15 protein-coding genes are annotated in these 16,128 nt (G+C 70.8%); 2 read left to right on the top strand and 13 right to left on the bottom strand.

Annotated elements, in window-relative coordinates:
* Window positions 1-175: 175 nt before the first annotated feature.
* Together ACFQW8_RS16120 and ACFQW8_RS16115 are read right to left on the bottom strand one after the other, a co-directional pair.
* On the bottom strand, window positions 176-1,342 hold the full coding sequence (locus tag ACFQW8_RS16120; protein WP_380089136.1) for an alpha/beta hydrolase family protein: 1,167 nt from the start codon (window positions 1,340-1,342) through the stop codon (window positions 176-178).
* Window positions 1,335-3,476: an ATP-dependent DNA ligase gene (locus ACFQW8_RS16115; protein ID WP_380089134.1), complete on the bottom strand. Its 2,142-nt coding sequence runs from the start codon at window positions 3,474-3,476 to the stop codon at window positions 1,335-1,337. Before ACFQW8_RS16115 ends, ACFQW8_RS16120 begins: the two co-directional genes overlap by 8 nt.
* 136 nt (window positions 3,477-3,612) lie before the next feature.
* On the opposite strand from ACFQW8_RS16115, the gene msrB reads away from it, so the two are divergent.
* Complete coding sequence (gene msrB, locus ACFQW8_RS16110; protein WP_380089131.1) at window positions 3,613-4,047, top strand: peptide-methionine (R)-S-oxide reductase MsrB; 435 nt, start codon at window positions 3,613-3,615, stop codon at window positions 4,045-4,047.
* Between the two features lie 146 nt (window positions 4,048-4,193).
* On the opposite strand, the gene ACFQW8_RS16105 is transcribed toward msrB, so the two are convergent.
* The 5 genes from ACFQW8_RS16105 to hemG form a co-directional block, all read right to left on the bottom strand.
* Window positions 4,194-4,541, bottom strand: coding sequence for a hypothetical protein (locus ACFQW8_RS16105; protein WP_380089129.1), 348 nt, complete (start codon window positions 4,539-4,541; stop codon window positions 4,194-4,196).
* A gap of 16 nt (window positions 4,542-4,557) precedes the next feature.
* On the bottom strand, window positions 4,558-5,301 hold the full coding sequence (locus tag ACFQW8_RS16100) for a hypothetical protein (RefSeq protein ID WP_380089127.1): 744 nt from the start codon (window positions 5,299-5,301) through the stop codon (window positions 4,558-4,560).
* Complete coding sequence (locus tag ACFQW8_RS16095) at window positions 5,298-5,645, bottom strand: type VII secretion target (RefSeq protein WP_380089125.1); 348 nt, start codon at window positions 5,643-5,645, stop codon at window positions 5,298-5,300. Before ACFQW8_RS16095 ends, ACFQW8_RS16100 begins: the two co-directional genes overlap by 4 nt.
* A 100-nt stretch (window positions 5,646-5,745) precedes the next feature.
* Complete coding sequence (gene hemQ / locus ACFQW8_RS16090; protein WP_380089123.1) at window positions 5,746-6,474, bottom strand: hydrogen peroxide-dependent heme synthase; 729 nt, start codon at window positions 6,472-6,474, stop codon at window positions 5,746-5,748.
* A gap of 4 nt (window positions 6,475-6,478) precedes the next feature.
* On the bottom strand, window positions 6,479-7,900 hold the full coding sequence (hemG, locus tag ACFQW8_RS16085) for a protoporphyrinogen oxidase (protein WP_380089121.1): 1,422 nt from the start codon (window positions 7,898-7,900) through the stop codon (window positions 6,479-6,481).
* Between the two features lie 126 nt (window positions 7,901-8,026).
* On the opposite strand from hemG, the gene ACFQW8_RS16080 reads away from it, so the two are divergent.
* Window positions 8,027-8,998, top strand: coding sequence for a DUF4349 domain-containing protein (locus tag ACFQW8_RS16080; protein WP_380089119.1), 972 nt, complete (start codon window positions 8,027-8,029; stop codon window positions 8,996-8,998).
* On the opposite strand, the gene hemE is transcribed toward ACFQW8_RS16080, so the two are convergent.
* Genes hemE through ACFQW8_RS16050 form a run of 6 tightly spaced genes read right to left on the bottom strand, consistent with a single transcriptional unit; the run spans window position 8,987 to window position 16,025 of the window.
* The gene (gene hemE, locus ACFQW8_RS16075; protein WP_380089118.1) at window positions 8,987-10,015 is read right to left on the bottom strand and encodes a uroporphyrinogen decarboxylase; all 1,029 of its coding nucleotides are present in this window, start codon (window positions 10,013-10,015) and stop codon (window positions 8,987-8,989) included. The genes ACFQW8_RS16080 and hemE overlap by 12 nt on opposite strands.
* A gap of 34 nt (window positions 10,016-10,049) precedes the next feature.
* On the bottom strand, window positions 10,050-10,883 hold the full coding sequence (locus ACFQW8_RS16070) for a DMT family transporter (protein ID WP_380089116.1): 834 nt from the start codon (window positions 10,881-10,883) through the stop codon (window positions 10,050-10,052).
* Window positions 10,884-10,892: 9 nt separating this feature from the next.
* Complete coding sequence (locus ACFQW8_RS16065) at window positions 10,893-12,671, bottom strand: IucA/IucC family protein (RefSeq protein WP_380089114.1); 1,779 nt, start codon at window positions 12,669-12,671, stop codon at window positions 10,893-10,895.
* Window positions 12,668-13,210, bottom strand: coding sequence for a GNAT family N-acetyltransferase (locus ACFQW8_RS16060; protein ID WP_380089113.1), 543 nt, complete (start codon window positions 13,208-13,210; stop codon window positions 12,668-12,670). The genes ACFQW8_RS16065 and ACFQW8_RS16060 overlap by 4 nt, the downstream gene beginning before the upstream one ends.
* A complete protein-coding gene (locus tag ACFQW8_RS16055; RefSeq protein ID WP_380089112.1) occupies window positions 13,207-14,505 on the bottom strand; it encodes a lysine N(6)-hydroxylase/L-ornithine N(5)-oxygenase family protein in 1,299 nt (432 codons plus the stop codon). Before ACFQW8_RS16055 ends, ACFQW8_RS16060 begins: the two co-directional genes overlap by 4 nt.
* Window positions 14,505-16,025: a pyridoxal phosphate-dependent decarboxylase family protein gene (locus ACFQW8_RS16050; protein ID WP_380089110.1), complete on the bottom strand. Its 1,521-nt coding sequence runs from the start codon at window positions 16,023-16,025 to the stop codon at window positions 14,505-14,507. Before ACFQW8_RS16050 ends, ACFQW8_RS16055 begins: the two co-directional genes overlap by 1 nt.
* Between the last annotated feature and the right edge of the window lie 103 nt (window positions 16,026-16,128).

Here is a 16,128-nt window from a genome sequence, read left to right as displayed (position 1 = left end):
GGGCTGCAGGGGCGGAGGCGGTCAGCGCGGACAGCGGTCGCTGGCGTCCAGCCTCAGGTCCACGTGCAACCGTCGCCACAGGGCAGGGGTCGTCGTCGGAGTGCGCACGAGGGCGGCAACCTCCGACGGGGCGACGCTATTCCCCGCAGTCCAGCAGTTGGTCGATGCCGGCGACCTATCGGACGAAGTCGGCGACGAGCCGCTCCCAGCGGTCCGGATCGGTGTTCCACTCCTTGCAGTGCCGCGCGACCCGCCACTCCTCATAGGTCACGAGGTCGGGTCGGTGCAGGGCGAGCCGGCGGGACGGGCCGACGGGCACGAACTCGTCGTCCGCCGAGTGCATGAGCAGGATGGGGTGCCGCAGCTCGTCGGCACGACGCACCCAGTCGGTCTGGGCGACGTCGACGGACTCGTGCACCCCGACGAGGCGTCTGCCCCAGCGTCGCCCCATCATCGAGCGCGACAGAGTCCCGACCCCCTTGGGCAGTCGGTGCAGGCGCGCGTGGTGGTCGAGCACGTCACCCCAGTCGATGACCGGGCCGTCGAGGACCACGCGGGACACCAGGTCGGCCAGCGGTGAGCGGTCGAGGAACTGCAGGGCGATCGCGCCACCCATCGACCAGCCCAGGAGCAGCACCTCGTCGGCTCCGGACTCCACGGCATACTCGACGGCCGACTCGATGTCGCGCCACTCGGACAGCCCGAGGTTGTAGCGGCCGTCCGGTCCGGCGGGGACGTCCTCGTCGTTGCGGTAGGTCGGGACGAGCGAGGTCCACCCGGCCTCGTGGAGTGCCGGAAGTGCGCGCAGCAGCTCGTCACGACGCGCCCCGCGCCCATGGACGAGTACGGCCCATCGCGATCCTCGGCCACCGCTCGCCGGCACGACCCAGGCCGGCATGCGACCGAGTTCTCCGTCGACGTCGGCGTGCTCGGTCGCCAGCCCCAGCGCGACGTCCGGGGTCCCCGCGAAGTAGTAGCCGTCGAAACGGGCGCCACCGGGCCGCAGCTGGCCGCTGTCGACCCCGACGACCTCACGCTCGACCGTGCCCTCGGCGACGTCGGCGCCGGTGAGGTCGCCGAGACGGACGTGCCCTCGGCCGCCGTCGATCCACAGTCCGTAGCGACCGGGCACGACGGTCTCGGCCGTCGCGGACAGCAGGACGCGGTCGCCGCGGACGTCGAGGATCTCGACGTCGTCGGGTCGGTCGCGTTCCGGGGTGAGGACACGACGGGCGAAGTATGCCGCCGCCGCGAGTGAACCTGCCGCGCTGGCCACCGTCGTGGTCGCCCCGACGGCGACGGCGGCGCGCACCGCCCGACGGGTGTTGGTCGTCTCAGGCATCAAGAACGTCGGCGAGGTCGTAGGAGACGGGCTCCTCGAGCTGGGCATAGGTGCAGGACAGAGGATCCCGGTCGGGGCGCCACCGCACGAACTGGGCCGTGTGCCGGAACCGCACGCCTTCCATGTGGTCGTAGCGGACCTCGACGACGCGCTCGGGACGCAGGGGGGTGAAGGACAGGTCCTTGCCCGCGGCCCACCGGGAGCCGGCGGCGTTCTGCGGTGTCCGGGTGCCCTCCTCCTGCTTGGCCCACGCCCACGGGTGGTCGTCGAAGTCGGTGACGAGCGACTGCAGCTCCTCGAAGAGCTCCTTGCGCCTCGCCATCGGGAAGGCCCCGATGACACCGACGCTCGCGAGCGTGCCCTCGTCGTCGTAGAGGCCGAGGAGGAGCGACCCGATGAGGTCGTCTCCGGTCTTGTGGGTGCGATAGCCCGCGACGACGCAGTCGGCCGTGCGCTCGTGCTTGAGCTTGTGCATCGTGCGCTTGTCCTGCTCGTAGGTGCCGTCGAGGGGCTTGATCATCAGCCCGTCGAGGCCGGCACCCTCGAACTGCTCGAACCACTCCTGCGCCTGTGACACCTCTCGCGTCGCCGGCGTGAGGTGGATCGGCGCGCTCACCGAGGCGAAGGCCTTCTCGAGCTCTGCCCGGCGCACCTCGAAGGGCTCGCCCATGAGGTCGCGCTCCCCCAGCGCCAACAGGTCGAACGCCACGAACGACGCAGGTGTCTCCGCAGCCAGCTTCTTGACCCGACTGGCCGCGGGGTGGATCCGCTGCTGCAGCAGGTCGAAGTCGAGCAGGTCCTCGCCGGGTCGCACGAGGATGATCTCGCCGTCCACGACGCACGTGTCGGGGAAGTTGGCGAGCACCGCCTCGACGACGTCGGGGAAGTAGCGGGTCATCGGCTTCTCGTTGCGGCTGCCGATCTCGACCCTGTCGCCGGAGCGGTAGATGATCGAGCGGAAGCCGTCCCACTTCGGCTCATAGCTGACCTCGCCCTCGATGAGCTTCTTGCTCGGCTTGGCGAGCATGGGAGCGATTGGTGGCACGACCGGCATACCCCACTGTTCGCGAAGGTCTGCGTCCCGCTCGGCCTTGGGCTTCATGTAGTCCTCGTCGGCACGGTCCGTGCGCCGTTTGCTCGGCTGCACGCGTGGCGGCTCACCGGGCATCTTGGGGTAGTCGGGCGGGAAGTTCAGCTCGCCGAGCCCTCGCTCGACGTCGGCGTCCCACAACGCCAGGGCAGGCGCGATGTCTCCGACCGCGGAATCCATGCCCTCCCACGCGTCACCCCGGTCGGCGACGATCTCGGGCACGGTGAGGATCGTGAAGTCGCCCGGAGTCACCGTGCCGAGCTCCTCCCACGAGACCGGCATCGAGACCGGCGCCCCTGCGAGCGGCCGAGGGCTGTAGGCCGAGGCGATGGTGCGGTCGCGACAGGCCTGGTTGAAGTCGACGAAGACGCGCTCCCCCCGCTCCTCCTTCCACCACGAGGTGGTGACGAGGTCGGGCAGGCGGCGCTCGAGCTCACGGGCGAGGCCGATCACCCCGTGGCGGACGTCGAGGAACTCGTGGGTCGGCGCGATGCGGGCGAAGACGTGCACACCCCGGTTGCCCGAGGTCTTGGCCCACCCGGTGAGACCCGCCTCAGCGAGCACCTCGCGCAGGGCGAACGCGGCCTCCACCGCATCGCTGAAGGTCCGACCGGGCTGGGGGTCGAGGTCGATCCGCAGCTCGTCGGGATTGTCGTTGTCCGCGGTGCGCACCGGCCACGGGTGGAAGGTCACCGTGTTCATCTGCACGGCCCAGACCGCGGCGGCGGGCTCGTCGACGACGAGCTGCGCGTGCCGCCGTCCCGACGGGTAGCGGCACGACACGGTCGGGATCCAGTCGGGCATGCCCTTCGGCGGGTTCTTGGACCAGAACTCCTCGCCCTCGATCCCCTCGGGGAAGCGTTGCAGGGTGACCGGCCGGTCACCGATGGCGCGCACGAGCGGCTCCCCGACCGAGACCATGTATGCCGCGAGGTCACCCTTGGTGATGCCGTCACCGGGCCAGATGAGCCGGTCCGGACTCGAGAGCCTGACCTCACGGGCCCCGTCCGGACCGTCGATCTCCATCGTCGTCGCACCCGTCATGGCCACACCCTAGTGAGAGCCGCCGACCGCACCGTGCTCCGGCGGGCCGGGCGGGTCCCAGACGCTCAGGCTGCGCCCCGCCTGAACCACGTGGCCACCGGGGAACGTTCCCGGGGGCTTCGTGGTTGGTCATGGCATGGAGCCCACGAACCGCACGTATGCCGTCACCAAGACCGACGAGGAGTGGCGCGCCGAGCTGACGCCCGAGGAGTACGCCGTCCTGCGGCAGGCCGGGACCGAGCGCCCCTACGCGGGCGAGTACACCGACTCCAAGACCGAGGGTGTCTACTCCTGTCGCGCCTGCAGCGCCGAGCTCTTCACGTCGGAGACCAAGTTCGACAGCCACTGCGGCTGGCCGTCCTTCTACAGCCCTCTCGCCGGTGACTCGGTCGAGTTCATCGAGGACTCGTCGCTGCCGGGTCGCCCGCGCGTCGAGGTCCGTTGCGCGACCTGTGGCAGCCACCTCGGTCACGTCTTCGAGGGCGAGGGCTACGACACCCCCACGGACCAGCGCTTCTGCATGAACAGCATCGCCATGACACTGCGCCCCGCCGACGGGACCCCCGCCTGATCCGCGAGCACTGCAGAAATGGCTGAGTGAGCCACCCATGGGTGGCTCGCTCAGCCATTTCTGGCTCCCTCGACCCGGGGCCAGCGTCCCTGCTCAGCGCTGGACGGCGATGAGGTCCGCGACGGCGACGAGCCGACCGGCGCGCCTCACCAGGTGCCGTGCGTCGGCGGGGCGGGCGGAGCCGGCGGGCGCACCGACTCCGGGGAGCCCCCGCCCGGTTCGGCCACCGCACGCTCGTACTCCTCGAACAGCTCCATCCCCCGCTCGGTCAGCGGGGTGACGAAGCTGCCGAAGTCGGGGTCGCCGGCGAGGTCCCGCAGCTGGGCACGGCCCGCAAGCACCTCGCCGATGCGGGCCCGCAGTGCCTCGTCCGGGCAGGTGTCCCGGAGCACTGAGAGCGAGTCCCTCAGCTGGGCGTCGTGTGCCGGGTCGGTGAGGGTGGGCAGCAGGGGGCGAGCAACCCACCCGTCCGGGCCGGTGGGCGGCTGGCTCATCGCGCTCTCCTCTTCGTCACAGGTTGTTGTTCTCGTAGACGCTGGGCAGATGCACCGTCGAGAAGTTGCCCGCCGGCCCGGCCAGCGAGGCGGTCACCCCGATGACACCCCGAGCAGCGAGGGTGGCCAGCTCGATGGCGTCCTTGATCATGGAGACCTTGGAGACGGCCAGGGCCACCTGGGCAGCGATCGCCGATCCTCCGATGAGCAGCCCCGCGCCCGTCCACGACGACGCGGCCGTCGCTGCGAGCGAGATCCCGATGGTGATCGCCAGGTCGACGATGGTCTCGATGCCGGACTTCACGGTCTCGAAGCACTCGTGGATGCCCAGCGCCGCCTCGTTGAACCCCTTGGCGGCCTCGTCGAGGTTGCCCTTCATCGTGTCGAGGGCCGCGCTCACGCTGATGAACCAGACCGATGCCGCCTGGGCTGCCTCCCCGTCCCAGTCGCCGTCCATGATCCCGGAGTGCGCGTCCAGGGCGTCCGAGAAGTCGTCGCAGAACTTCCCGAGGTTGGTCAGCGCCGCGGCGAGCTTGGCGACCTGCTCCCAGTCACCGGCCAGGAGCTCGCCCCAGATCTCACCGATGTCGGCGCCGGAGAACTTCTCCCAGGCCATGAGCGCCCACTTGCCCAGGGAGGGGTTGAACTTGTCGTACCAGTCGTTGACGTCTCCCCAGGCGCCCGCGACGTCCTTGGGGACGGGGTCCACGAGGTACTGCGCGGGGTACCAACCGCCTCCGCCCTCGAGCGGCGCCTTCACGACTGGCTCCAGTAGGTCGCGTCCAGCCGTGCCGCGGCCTCGTCGTCGAGTCGTTCGTAGCGGTTGGCGGCCTGGCCGAGCTCGCTGCCCGCACCCGCGATGATCGTCTTGAGCTCGGTGAAGAAGGTCGTCAGCTCCGTGTCGACGTTGTAGGCGACATCGACGACGCGCTCCATGAGAGAGCCCCCACTGGGGTCCAGCTCGGCCCACGTCTTGGCGTAGTCCGATGCCGCACCGGCCTGCGGAGCCAGCTCCAGGAGCTCGTCCCTGAAGGTCCGCAGCGCCTCGGGCTGCACCCGGAACGTCTCTGCGGTCCCCCGACCGCCGGTCTCCTCGCGTCGCATGGCCTACCTCGCTCGTGGATGGGTGTGTGCGGGCAAGTCTGCACGGCATCACTCCGGCCCACCATGGGGAGCACTACCCACGGCAGAGACCGGCGACTGGTCAGCGCTGGCGGGCGATGAGGTCGGCGACGCCGACGCGAGGGCCCGTGAAGAAGGGGACCTCCTCGCGCACGTGCAACCGGGCCCGGGACGGCCGCAGCTCACGCATGAGGTCGACGATGCGGTGCAGCTCGTCGGCCTCGAACGCGAGGATCCACTCGTAGTCGCCGAGCGCGAAGGACGAGATCGTGTTGGCCCGCACGTCCGGGAACTCACGCGCCATCTGCCCGTGCTCGCGCAGCATGTCGCGACGCTCGGCGTCCTCGAGGAGGTACCACTCGTAGGACCGCACGAACGGGTAGACGCAGACGTAGTCGCGCGGCTCCTCACCGGCGAGGAACGCGGGCACGTGGCTCTTGTTGAACTCCGCCGGCCGGTGCAGGGCCGCGTTGGACCACACCGAGGACAGGTGCGCGCCGAACGAGGTGCGCAGCAGCCGGTGGTACGCGTCCTGGAGGTCCTCGATGCGCTCGGCGTGCCACCACACCATGAGGTCGGCGTCACCGCGGAGCCCGGCGACGTCATAGAAGCCGCGCACCACCACGTCGCGCGACCCGAGCTCGGCGACGAGCTCCTCGACCTCGGCCGTCATCGCCGCGCGGTCGTCCTTGCCGAGGGGCTCGGTCACCTCGAACACCGACCACATCGTGTAGCGGATCGTCTCGTTGATCTCGCGCATCTGGGCGGGCGTGGGCTTGCTCGGGGCGGGGCGACCGGTGGGGGTGCTCATGGGCTCATTCTCCCGCGTGCGCTGCGACCGCCCTCAGGTGGGTCGTGGTCGCCTCTGCCGCGGCGTGGCCCGACGCGATGACGGCCGGGATCCCGATGCCCTGGTATGCCGCACCGGCCACCTCGAGACCGGGCACCTCCGCGACCGCTCGCGTCACCCGGGCGATGCGGTCCACGTGGCCGACCGTGTACTGCGGCAACCCTCCACCCCACCGCTGCACGTGGCTGTCGAGCACCGTGAGCGGTGGCACTCCGACCGCCTCGGCGATCTCGCGGACCGCGAGGGAGACGAGGTCGGCGTCGTCGCGCTGGAGCGTCGCCGACTCCCCCGCGCGCCCGACGGACGCACGCAGGTATGCCGTGTCGCCCCCTTCCGCCGCCAGCCAGCCCCACTTGGCGGAGCTGAAGGTGCTGGCCTTGATGCCACGTCCGTCGACGGGCGGCACGAGGAATCCCGAGCCCTCCCACGACCCGACCTGGGCGGAGGGGACCGCGAGGGTGACGACGGCCACCGAGGCCATCTCGACCTCGCCCAGCGCGACACCCGCTGCCGGCGCGATCGGCGCCAGCAACCGGGAGGCAACGGGCGGCGGCACCGCCACGACGACGGCATCCGCCTCCAGCCGACGAGGCTGGGTCGTCGGCCCGCTGAGGACGGACCAGCCGGTCGGAGTGCGCTCGATGCCGCGGACGATCGTGCCGGTCTCGACAACTCCACCGCGCTCCTCGACGTCTGCGGCAAGGAGCTCCGACAACCGACCCACGCCACCGACCAGTCCGATGAACGGTGGCCGCGCCGCCCCGGCCTGCGGGTCGACAGCCGGTGGCGCCAACAGGGAGCCCTGGGTCCGCGCGATCGCCCAGACCGCCGGCATCGTCGCCCGCAGCGACAGCAGCCGCGCGTGACCGGCATACACGCCGCCGAGCAGGGGCTCCACGAGACGGTCGACGACAGCGGGACCCAGCCGGGCACTGACGTAGTCGCCCACGGAGACGTCGTCCCCTGGCGACGGTGCCGGGGCCTCCGTGCGCATGCGCACCTCCTCGTCGGCGTCGAGGAGTCCGGCGACGACCGAGTCGGCGAAGGGGACGCCCATCCGCCCGCGTGGCAGGGGATGCAGGTCGCCGCGCGACCACACCCGAGCAGACGTCGTGGTCGGCGTGACGACGTCCGAGTGGTCGGCGAGGTCACCCACGAGGTCGACGGCCTCAGGCCGCACGGCCAACATGGCCTCTGCACCCACGTCCACGAGGTGTCCGCCGATCTCCTCGCGTCGCACCTTGCCCCCGACCCGGTCGGACGCGTCAAGGACGACGACCTGTGTGCCGGGCGCCGCGATGAGCAGGTCGCGCGCCGCCGTGAGCCCGGCGATCCCGCCACCGACGACGACGACGGAGGGACGGGACAGGGGTGCGGCGACGCTCACCTCCTCACTCTCTCACCGGCCGTCATCAACTCGTGACCCGGATCTGCGGAACCCGTGACCCCGCAGGAGCAGTCTCACCACCAACAGACACCGAGCGCCGGGCCCACCGGAGAAGTGGAGAGCACCATGAACCCCCAGGTTCTTCGCCCCCAGAGGCTGTGGCGCCGACGCCTCGCCAGTGCCGCACTCGTCGGGCTTCTCGGACTGGGTGCGCTGGGCGCCTGCTCTGGCGGGGGCGTCGAGAGCAGCAGTGACTCCGGCGGCGCCCCGGCCAGTGGCGAGATGGCGAGGCAGGACCAGGGCGCACAGGCCTCCGACGGCGACACCGCTGCCGGCGCGGCCAAGGACGGCACCACGGCGCAGGCCCGAGCAGTCGTCGGCCAGAAGCTCGTCCGACGCGCCAACCTCCAGCTCAAGGTCGAGACCCTCACGGCGGCCGCCGACCGGATCCGCACGATCGCCTCGACCCAGCAGGGAGCCGTGCTCTCCGAGGAGCTGTACTCCGGCACCGATAGCAGGGGCACCTCCAGCACCATCACGATCAGCGTGCCCTCGACCTCGCTCGATGCGACCATCGCACTCATCGAGAAGGTCGGCGACGTGCAGTTCCGCAACAGCTCGAGCGAGGACGTCACGGGGACCTATGTCGACACCGAGGCCCGGGTGAAGTCGATGACCGCCAGCGTGGCCCGGATCCGCGACCTGCTCGCCAGGGCGACGACGGTCAACGACCTCGTCTCCCTCGAGAACGAGCTCTCACAACGTCAGGCCGAGCTCGACGGCCTCACGGCACAGTTGGCCAACCTCAAGGACTCCGTGACGATGTCGCCCATCTCCATCTCGCTGTCGACGGACGACTTCGAACCGGTCGCGGCCGGCGGCTTCCTGGCCGGCCTGAAGTCCGGGTGGTCGGCCTTCACGTCCTCCGCGGCCGTGCTCGTCACGGTCATCGGCGCGGTGCTCCCGTTCGCCGTCGCGTTCGGTCTCGTGCTGGCTCCGGTGATCTGGTGGCTGCGCCGTCGTCGGTCCGCCCGTCCGGGCTTTCTCGCTCCGGTCGCGCATCCCGCCGGGCCGATGCCCCCGGGCTCAGCGGGCTGAGTGCTCGTGCACGACCTCGACGATCCTCGTGAGGACGTCGGGGTCGGCGTGCGGCGGGACGCCGTGGCCGAGGTTGAAGATGTGTCCCGGCGCGTCGCGGCCCTCGTCGACGATCGCCCGGACCCTGGCCTCGAGCACGTCCCACGGGGCGCCCAGCAGCGCCGGGTCGAGGTTGCCCTGCACGGCGTACCCGTCCCCGAGACGAGCCACGGCGTCGGTGAGGGACACGCGGTAGTCGACGCCCACGACCTCGGCGCCCGCCGCACCCATCAGCTCGAACAGCTCGCCGGTGCCCACGCCGAAGTGGATGCGTGGCACACCGAGGTCGGCGACCGCGGCCAGCGCTGTGGCCGAGTGCTTCTGGACGTATGCCGTGTAGTCGGCTCGCGAGAGCGCGCCGACCCAGGAGTCGAAGAGCTGCACGGCGCCGGCCCCCGCCTCGACCTGGACGCGGAGGAAGGCGCCGGAGATCTGGGCGAGCCGCTCGCACAGGTCGTTCCACAGCTGCGGATCACCGTGCATGAGGGCCTTGGTCTGCTCATGGGTCTTGGACGGACCCCCCTCGACGAGGTACGACGCGAGGGTGAAGGGCGCTCCGGCGAACCCGATGAGCGGGGTGGGCCCGAGCTCGCCGACGAGTCGCCGGACCGACTCGGTGATGTCGGGGATGGCGTCGGCGGTGAGGTCCGGCAGACGGTCGAGGTCGGCGCGGGTGCGGAAGGGGGCCGGCACGACGGGACCCGTGCCCGGGACGATGTCGAGGTCGACGCCCACGGCCGCGAGCGGCACGACGATGTCCGAGAAGAAGATGGCGGCGTCGGCCTTGTGGCGGCGGACGGGCTGCAGCGTGATCTCCGTGACGAGATCGGGTGTGCGGCAGGCCTCGAGCATGGCCGTGCCCTCACGCAGCGCGCGGTACTCGGGCAGCGAGCGCCCGGCCTGACGCATGAACCACACAGGGGTGTGCGGGACCGGCTGGCGGGTGGCGGCGAGGACGAGCGGGCTGTCGGAGATCACCGCGTGATCCTCTCATTGCAGGGCGTAGCGCCCGTCACAGGGAAATGATGCCTGCGCCGACGAGGGCGCACACGACACCGACCTGCTGGACGGGGCGGAGCCGCTCTCCCAGCACGATGCGGGCCAGCAGGATCGTCGCGATGGGATAGAGCGAGCCCAGCACCGACGCGATGCTGACCTGCCCGCGTGAGGAGGCAGTGGCGAAGAGCGCGTTGGCGAGCAGGTCGGCCGACCCGATGAGGGCGAGCGGCAGCAGGTGGGCACGTCCGGCGCCACCGACGGAGCGCAGCACGAGCGCCACCGAGGCGAACACGACGACAGAAGTGAAACGCATCCCCCACAACGTCATGAGCAGCGAGTCGCGCGAGCCCCGGTCGAGGGAGAAGAGGGCGAGACCGAATGCGAGAGCGGCCACGCAGGCGAGGAGCACCGGACGTGGTGACACGGCGCCCGAGATCTCGGGACCTGACGCGAGGACGATCCCGACGACGGCCACGGCGATGCCCAGCCACACCCAGCCCGAGGGTGTCTCACCCGATGCGACACCGAGTCCGACGGTCACCAGGACCCCCATGGACGCGATGGGTGCGACGACACCCATCGTGCCGCTGGCCAGTGCCGTGTAGAACGCCACCAGGCCGGTGGCCCCGCTGAGTCCGGCGAGCACGGCCCACCCCACCCAGCTCCCCCACTCGGGTGGGTCCCCCAGCGCCAGGCGCACGAGGACGACGCCGCAGAGCAGGAGGAACGCCAGGCCTTGGGTGATCCCGACGACCGCCACGGCCGGGAGCCGTTTGGCCATGAGCCCACCGAAGAAGTCCGACGTCCCCCACACGGCCGACGAGGCGAGGGCGAGGAGGGAGAGCACCTCCGCAGCCTATGAGTGGGGCTCCGCCAGCGGGTTGGCGATCCGACCGGCGAACGCCAGCGCTCCCACGGGGTCGGCCAGGTCGACCATCTGCTGGTTGTTGCGCAGCTGCAACCGGTTGAGGCAGGAGAGGTCGAAGTCCGCCGCCCGCAGGTCGAGGTCGTCGAGCCGGGCGGCGAGCTCGGGGTGCGCGTCCTCGTAGTCGTCGAGCACCTCTCGCACGACCCCCCAGAAGTCCTCGGCGTCGAGCACGCCGGCCTCGTCGAGCACGGCGGCGAGGAACCGGAGGAAGCAGTCGACGACATCGGTGAGGATCGACAGGGCCTGCATCGGCGGTTCGGCGTCGACCCGCACCCGCTCGACCGCGTCGGGCAGGGCGACGTCCGGGTCGAAGATCGCCACCTCCTCGCCGATGTCCTTCATGATGACGCGCTCCACGACGCCGTCCCTCAGGACGAGGATGAGGTTCTCGCCGTGCGGCATGAAGGCCAACCGGTGCGCGACGAGGCAGTGGGTCACGGGCACGAGGTAGGCCTCGAGATAGCGGCGCACCCACTCCTTGGCCGGAAGTCCGCTGGCCTCGACGAGGGCCGCGGCGAACGACCCGCCCACCTCGTCGACATGGAGCAGGCTCGCCATCGTCGCGAGGGTCTCCCCCTCCCGGAGCAGGGGCACCGGGCTCTCCCGCCACAGCCCGGCGAGCATCTTGAGGTGCGGGTCGCCCCGCTCGGCCGCAGCGTCATACGCCGGGCTGCGGTAGCCCACGGACGCGTGCTCCCTCAGGACGTCGAAGCCGCTGGCCCGCAGGGTCTCGTCGCCGCGGACGAGGTCGGCGACGTGGTCGTTGATCGCCGGGGTGACCTCCATGTAGGCGGCGGAGAGACCGCGCAGGAAGCCCATGTTGAGCACGGACAGCGCCGTCTTGACGTAGCTGCGCTCCGGCGCCGACGTGTTGAAGAAGGTGCGGATCGACTGCTGGGGTCGGTGCACGTCGTCGCCGTGCCCGAGCAGGACGAGATCACCCCGGACGAGGTCGGCGGCGAACGTCGTCGTCACCCGGTTGTCCCACTGCCACGGGTGCACGGGGAGCAGGTGCACGTCGTCGAGCGAGAGGTCACGCTCCGCGAGGACGCGCTCGAACCGGGCCAGGGTCCCGTCCGAGAGCTCCTCGGCGAGGAGCCGCTCCCGTGTCATGCCGGCTCCCACGGCGAGGGTGGCTCGCTCACGCCGGGCGGCCAGCCAGACAAGTCTCACGTCGGGCGCAGCTTCGGGTGCATAGCGTTCGTACTCGCTGGCATCGAAGCCGATCCGGCCAGAGTTGGCGACGAAGCAGGGGTGCCCCTCACGCATCGACGCCTCGACCAGCTGGAAGTCCGCACCGACGAGCTCACTGCTCTTCGGCTGGTGCACGGACCAGCGGTAGGCCTGGGCGCTGAGTGTCGCCGACACCTCCTCGAGGAGCAGCGGCAGGACCGTGGGCCCGAGGTCGAGGTCGGCGCGCAGCTCGACGAACAGCTCGAGCGCATCGAGGTCCCGCACCTCCCCGCCCACGGTCCGCACGATCGACTCCGGCGCGATGAGCCAGTGGTCGAGGGGAAGCACCCGAGCCGAGAACTCGTATGCCGCACCGGAGCTCGCGCGGACGGCATACCTCCCGCGTCCGAGGGCGATGGGGTCGAGCATCCGCTCGTGGGCGAACTCGGCCAGCGCCTTGCGGACGAGCCAGCGCGTCGCGCGCGCCCAGTGCTCGGGCTGCAGGTGCGCGGGGAAGTGGGGCCTGGTGGTCATGCGGCAGCTCCTCGACGAGTAGCGGAGGCGACGTGGTCGTCGCGTGTGCAGAAGCTCAGCAGGGCGTCCTTGCCGGGCAGGCGGACGCGCTCGTGGACGGTGAAGCCGGCCCACGCGTTGAGGGCGTGGACGGCATGGTTTGCGGCGTCGGGTTCCACGACGACGCGTTGCACGGTCGGGTCCTCGAAGAGCCAGTCCATGACCGTCGCGAAGACGTCACGCGTGAACCCCGGCACGGGCGAATCCGTCGGCGCGACGAGGACGTGCATTCCGGCGTCGCCGGGCTGCACGGCATACACCTCTCCCACCGGGTCACCCGCCGGGTCGTAGCGTTCGACGAGGAACGCCGGCTCGTCGTCGACGAGGCCGAGGAACGCGTCGTGAGTGGGGTTCTCGTCGATCTCGACATAGGCCTGCTGCACCTGCGCGACGTCGTGGTAGGCCATCTGCCAGAAGCGGCACTTGGGATGCGTGACCCACCGATGGAGCGTGGGAGCGTCGGCGAGCGGGTCGACCGGTCGCAACGTGAACGCCGTCATGCCGACACCTTCCGTCGCAGCGGCGCGACCTCGGGCAGTCCGAACTCCTGGTGAGCGATCCGCGTCTCGATCGGATAGACCTCGCGTCCGGTGATCCCACGGACGATGAAGGAGTTCCGGTATGCCGCCATCCCGAGATCGGGGGCGGCGAAACCGTGCGTGTGAAGCTCGGCGTTCTGCACCCAGATCGGCGGACCGTCCACGTCGACCCGGTAGTCGCGGGTCACGTCGAAGCGGCCACGCCCGTCCCAGCGGATGCGGTCGGCGACGGGAGCGAGGAAGGCGGGCACCTCGTGCCTGTATCCGGTGGCCAGGACGAGCCCGTCGGTCTCGAGGTCGCGCTCCTCACCGGTGTCGGCGTGCCTCACCGTGAGCCGGTAGGTGCCGTCCGGCTCCTGGACCGACCCGGTGACCACCGTGTTGGTGAACAGGCGCGTGTTCGGCGGTCCCTCCACACCCGCGGCGTAGAGGGCGTCGTAGATCTCGTCGACGAGGTCGCCCGAGATGCCCTTGTAGAGCTGGGCCTGAGACGTGATGAGCGACTCGCGACGCTCCGGCGGGAGGGCGTGGAGGTGGTCGACGTACTCCGGCGAGGTCATCTCGAGAGTGAGCTTGGTGTACTCGAGCGGGAAGAACCGGGGCGACCTCGTGAGCCAGATGACCTCGCGCTCCCGGCCGTCGTCGGCGGCCAGGAGGTCACGGAAGATCTCGGCCGCGCTCTGGCCGCTGCCCACGACGACGACGCGGCGGCAGTCGAGCAGCGCCGCCCTGCGCTGGAGGTAGGTCGAGTTGTGCAGCTCCGCCGGCAGACCGCCACAGCTGTCCGGGACGTGCGGCGGGGTTCCGGTCCCGACGACGAGCGAGCGGGCGGCATACGTCTCCTCTCCGTCGGGCGTCGACGCCCGCACGACGTAGGCACGCTGGTTCTCGTCGAAGGTCACCGACGTCACCCTGCGCGACAGGCGGACGCTCTCGAGGCGCTCGGAGACCCACCGGCAGTAGGCGTCGAACTCACGCCGCAGCGGATAGAAGGACTCCCGGATGTAGAAGGGATACAGCCGTCCCGTCTCCTTGAGGTGCTGGAGGAAGGAGTGGCGCGACGTGGGGTCGGCCATCGTCACGAGGTCGGACATGAACGGCGTCTGCAGCCGGCTGTCGGGCAGGAGCATCCCCGGGTGCCACATGATTGCGTCGCGCGCCTCGAGGAAGACGTCGTCGACGTCGTCGACGGGGTCGAGGAGGGCCGCGAGACCGAGGTTGAAGGGGCCCAGGCCGATGCCGATGACGTCGTGCATCAGGCCACCTCACGTCCGGTGGCGACGAGGTCCGGTGCCGCGTCGAAGGCGCGCTCGGCGTGGTCCCCGAGGAGGTCGACGACCTCGAGGACCTCAGTGAGGGTGGTCTCCGGGTTGAGCAGGGTGAGCTTGAGCCAGGTGCGACCGTGGATCTTCGTGGACGCCACGACGGCCTCTCCGGCGGAGAAGACGGCTTCGCGGGCGCCGGTGTTGGCGGCGTCCACGCGCGCGTCGTGCACCGTGCCTGCGCCCGACGGGGACGACGGCACCCAGCGGAAGACCACCGTGCTGAGCACCGGGTCCACGGCCACCTCGAAACGGGGATCGAGCCGGAGGTGCCCGGCCGTCGAGGCGGCGAGGTCGATGACCGTGTCGAACAGCTCGCCCACCCCGTCCGGGCCCATGGCGCGCAGGGTGAACCACAGCTTGAGGGCGTCGAAGCGTCGTGTCGTCTGCAGGCTCTTGTCGACCTGGTCCTCGATGCCCCGACGGTCGGCGTGCTCGACCGGGTTGAGGTAGTCGGCACGGATCGTCACGTGTCGCAGGGTCGCCCGGTCGCGCACGAGCACGGCACTGGAGCTCACCGGCTGGAAGAAGGACTTGTGGAAGTCGACGGTCACCGAGTCGGCGCGCTCGATCCCCGAGAGCAGGGCGCGCCGGCGCGAGACGAGCAGCCCACAGCCGTAGGCCGCATCGACGTGCATCCAGAGGTCGTGGGCGAGGGCGACGTCGGCGATCTCGGTGAGGGGGTCGATGCTGCCGAAGTCGGTCGTCCCGGCGGTGGCGACGACGGCGCACGGCAGGTTGCCGGCGCGACGCTCCTTCGACACCGCGCTCACGAGGGCGTCGACACAGAGGCGTTCGGCGTCGTCGGTGTGGACCACGATGACGGCGTCGGGCGAGAGTCCGAGCAGCCGGGCGGCTCGCTGGACGCTGAAGTGACCGGCGGCGGACGCGAAGACCCGCAGCTGCTCCAAAGCCTCGGCGCGTGGTCGGTCGGCGTGCCTGGCAAGGGCCTCGTCGCGAGCGAGCAGGAGCGCCTGCAGGTTGGACTGGGTGCCGCCACTGGTGAAGATCCCGTCCGCGTCGGGTCCGAGGCCGACCCGCTCGGCCGTCCAGTCGACCAGGCGCCGTTCGATGAGCATGGCGCCGGCACTCTGGTCCCACGTGTCGAGCGAGGAGTTCACCGCGGTGAGCATCGCCTCGGCCGCGACGGCGGGCACGGCGACGGGGCAGTTGAGGTGCGCGAGGTAGCGCGGGTGGTGGAAGTAGACGGCGTCGCGCAGATAGAGCTCGCGCACCTCGTCGAGGACGGCGGCCATCCCAGTCGTGGGCACGTCGAGGTCGATCGCGGCGACCTCGCGACCCAGCGGCCCGGGCGTTACCCCGCTGAACGGCCCCCCGGCTCCGGCGATCGCCTCGGCCGCGACGCGGGCAGTGGTGGCGACCGCGTCGGCACAGGCCTCGGCGGTGCGAGCGGTGAGCAGGGACGTGGCAGGTGACGACTCTCGTGTGGTCATGAAGGTGAGGGTACCCTTAGTTAGGGTGACCTAAGCAAGTGCCCCGCCGGATCCTCCGTCAGCACCACCGGCACCACCCGCACCATCCGGCGTGGCCTCACCC

Origin of the sequence: Knoellia altitudinis, assembly GCF_042666355.1 — a bacterium.
Taxonomy (GTDB): Bacteria; Actinomycetota; Actinomycetes; order Actinomycetales; family Dermatophilaceae; genus Knoellia; species Knoellia altitudinis.
The sequence above is the reverse complement of the archived record's forward strand: the minus strand, read 5'-3'. Positions and strand labels throughout refer to the sequence as shown.

Coding starts and splice junctions, on each gene's coding strand:
- ACFQW8_RS16120 (WP_380089136.1), bottom strand. CDS start 1,342: ATGCCTGAGACGACCAACACCCGTCGGGCGGTGCGCGCCGCCGTCGCC.
- ACFQW8_RS16115 (WP_380089134.1), bottom strand. CDS start 3,476: ATGACGGGTGCGACGACGATGGAGATCGACGGTCCGGACGGGGCCCGT.
- msrB (WP_380089131.1), top strand. CDS start 3,613: ATGGAGCCCACGAACCGCACGTATGCCGTCACCAAGACCGACGAGGAG.
- ACFQW8_RS16105 (WP_380089129.1), bottom strand. CDS start 4,541: ATGAGCCAGCCGCCCACCGGCCCGGACGGGTGGGTTGCTCGCCCCCTG.
- ACFQW8_RS16095 (WP_380089125.1), bottom strand. CDS start 5,645: ATGCGACGCGAGGAGACCGGCGGTCGGGGGACCGCAGAGACGTTCCGG.
- hemQ (WP_380089123.1), bottom strand. CDS start 6,474: ATGAGCACCCCCACCGGTCGCCCCGCCCCGAGCAAGCCCACGCCCGCC.
- ACFQW8_RS16080 (WP_380089119.1), top strand. CDS start 8,027: ATGAACCCCCAGGTTCTTCGCCCCCAGAGGCTGTGGCGCCGACGCCTC.
- ACFQW8_RS16065 (WP_380089114.1), bottom strand. CDS start 12,671: ATGACCACCAGGCCCCACTTCCCCGCGCACCTGCAGCCCGAGCACTGG.
- ACFQW8_RS16060 (WP_380089113.1), bottom strand. CDS start 13,210: ATGACGGCGTTCACGTTGCGACCGGTCGACCCGCTCGCCGACGCTCCC.
- ACFQW8_RS16055 (WP_380089112.1), bottom strand. CDS start 14,505: ATGCACGACGTCATCGGCATCGGCCTGGGCCCCTTCAACCTCGGTCTC.
- ACFQW8_RS16050 (WP_380089110.1), bottom strand. CDS start 16,025: ATGACCACACGAGAGTCGTCACCTGCCACGTCCCTGCTCACCGCTCGC.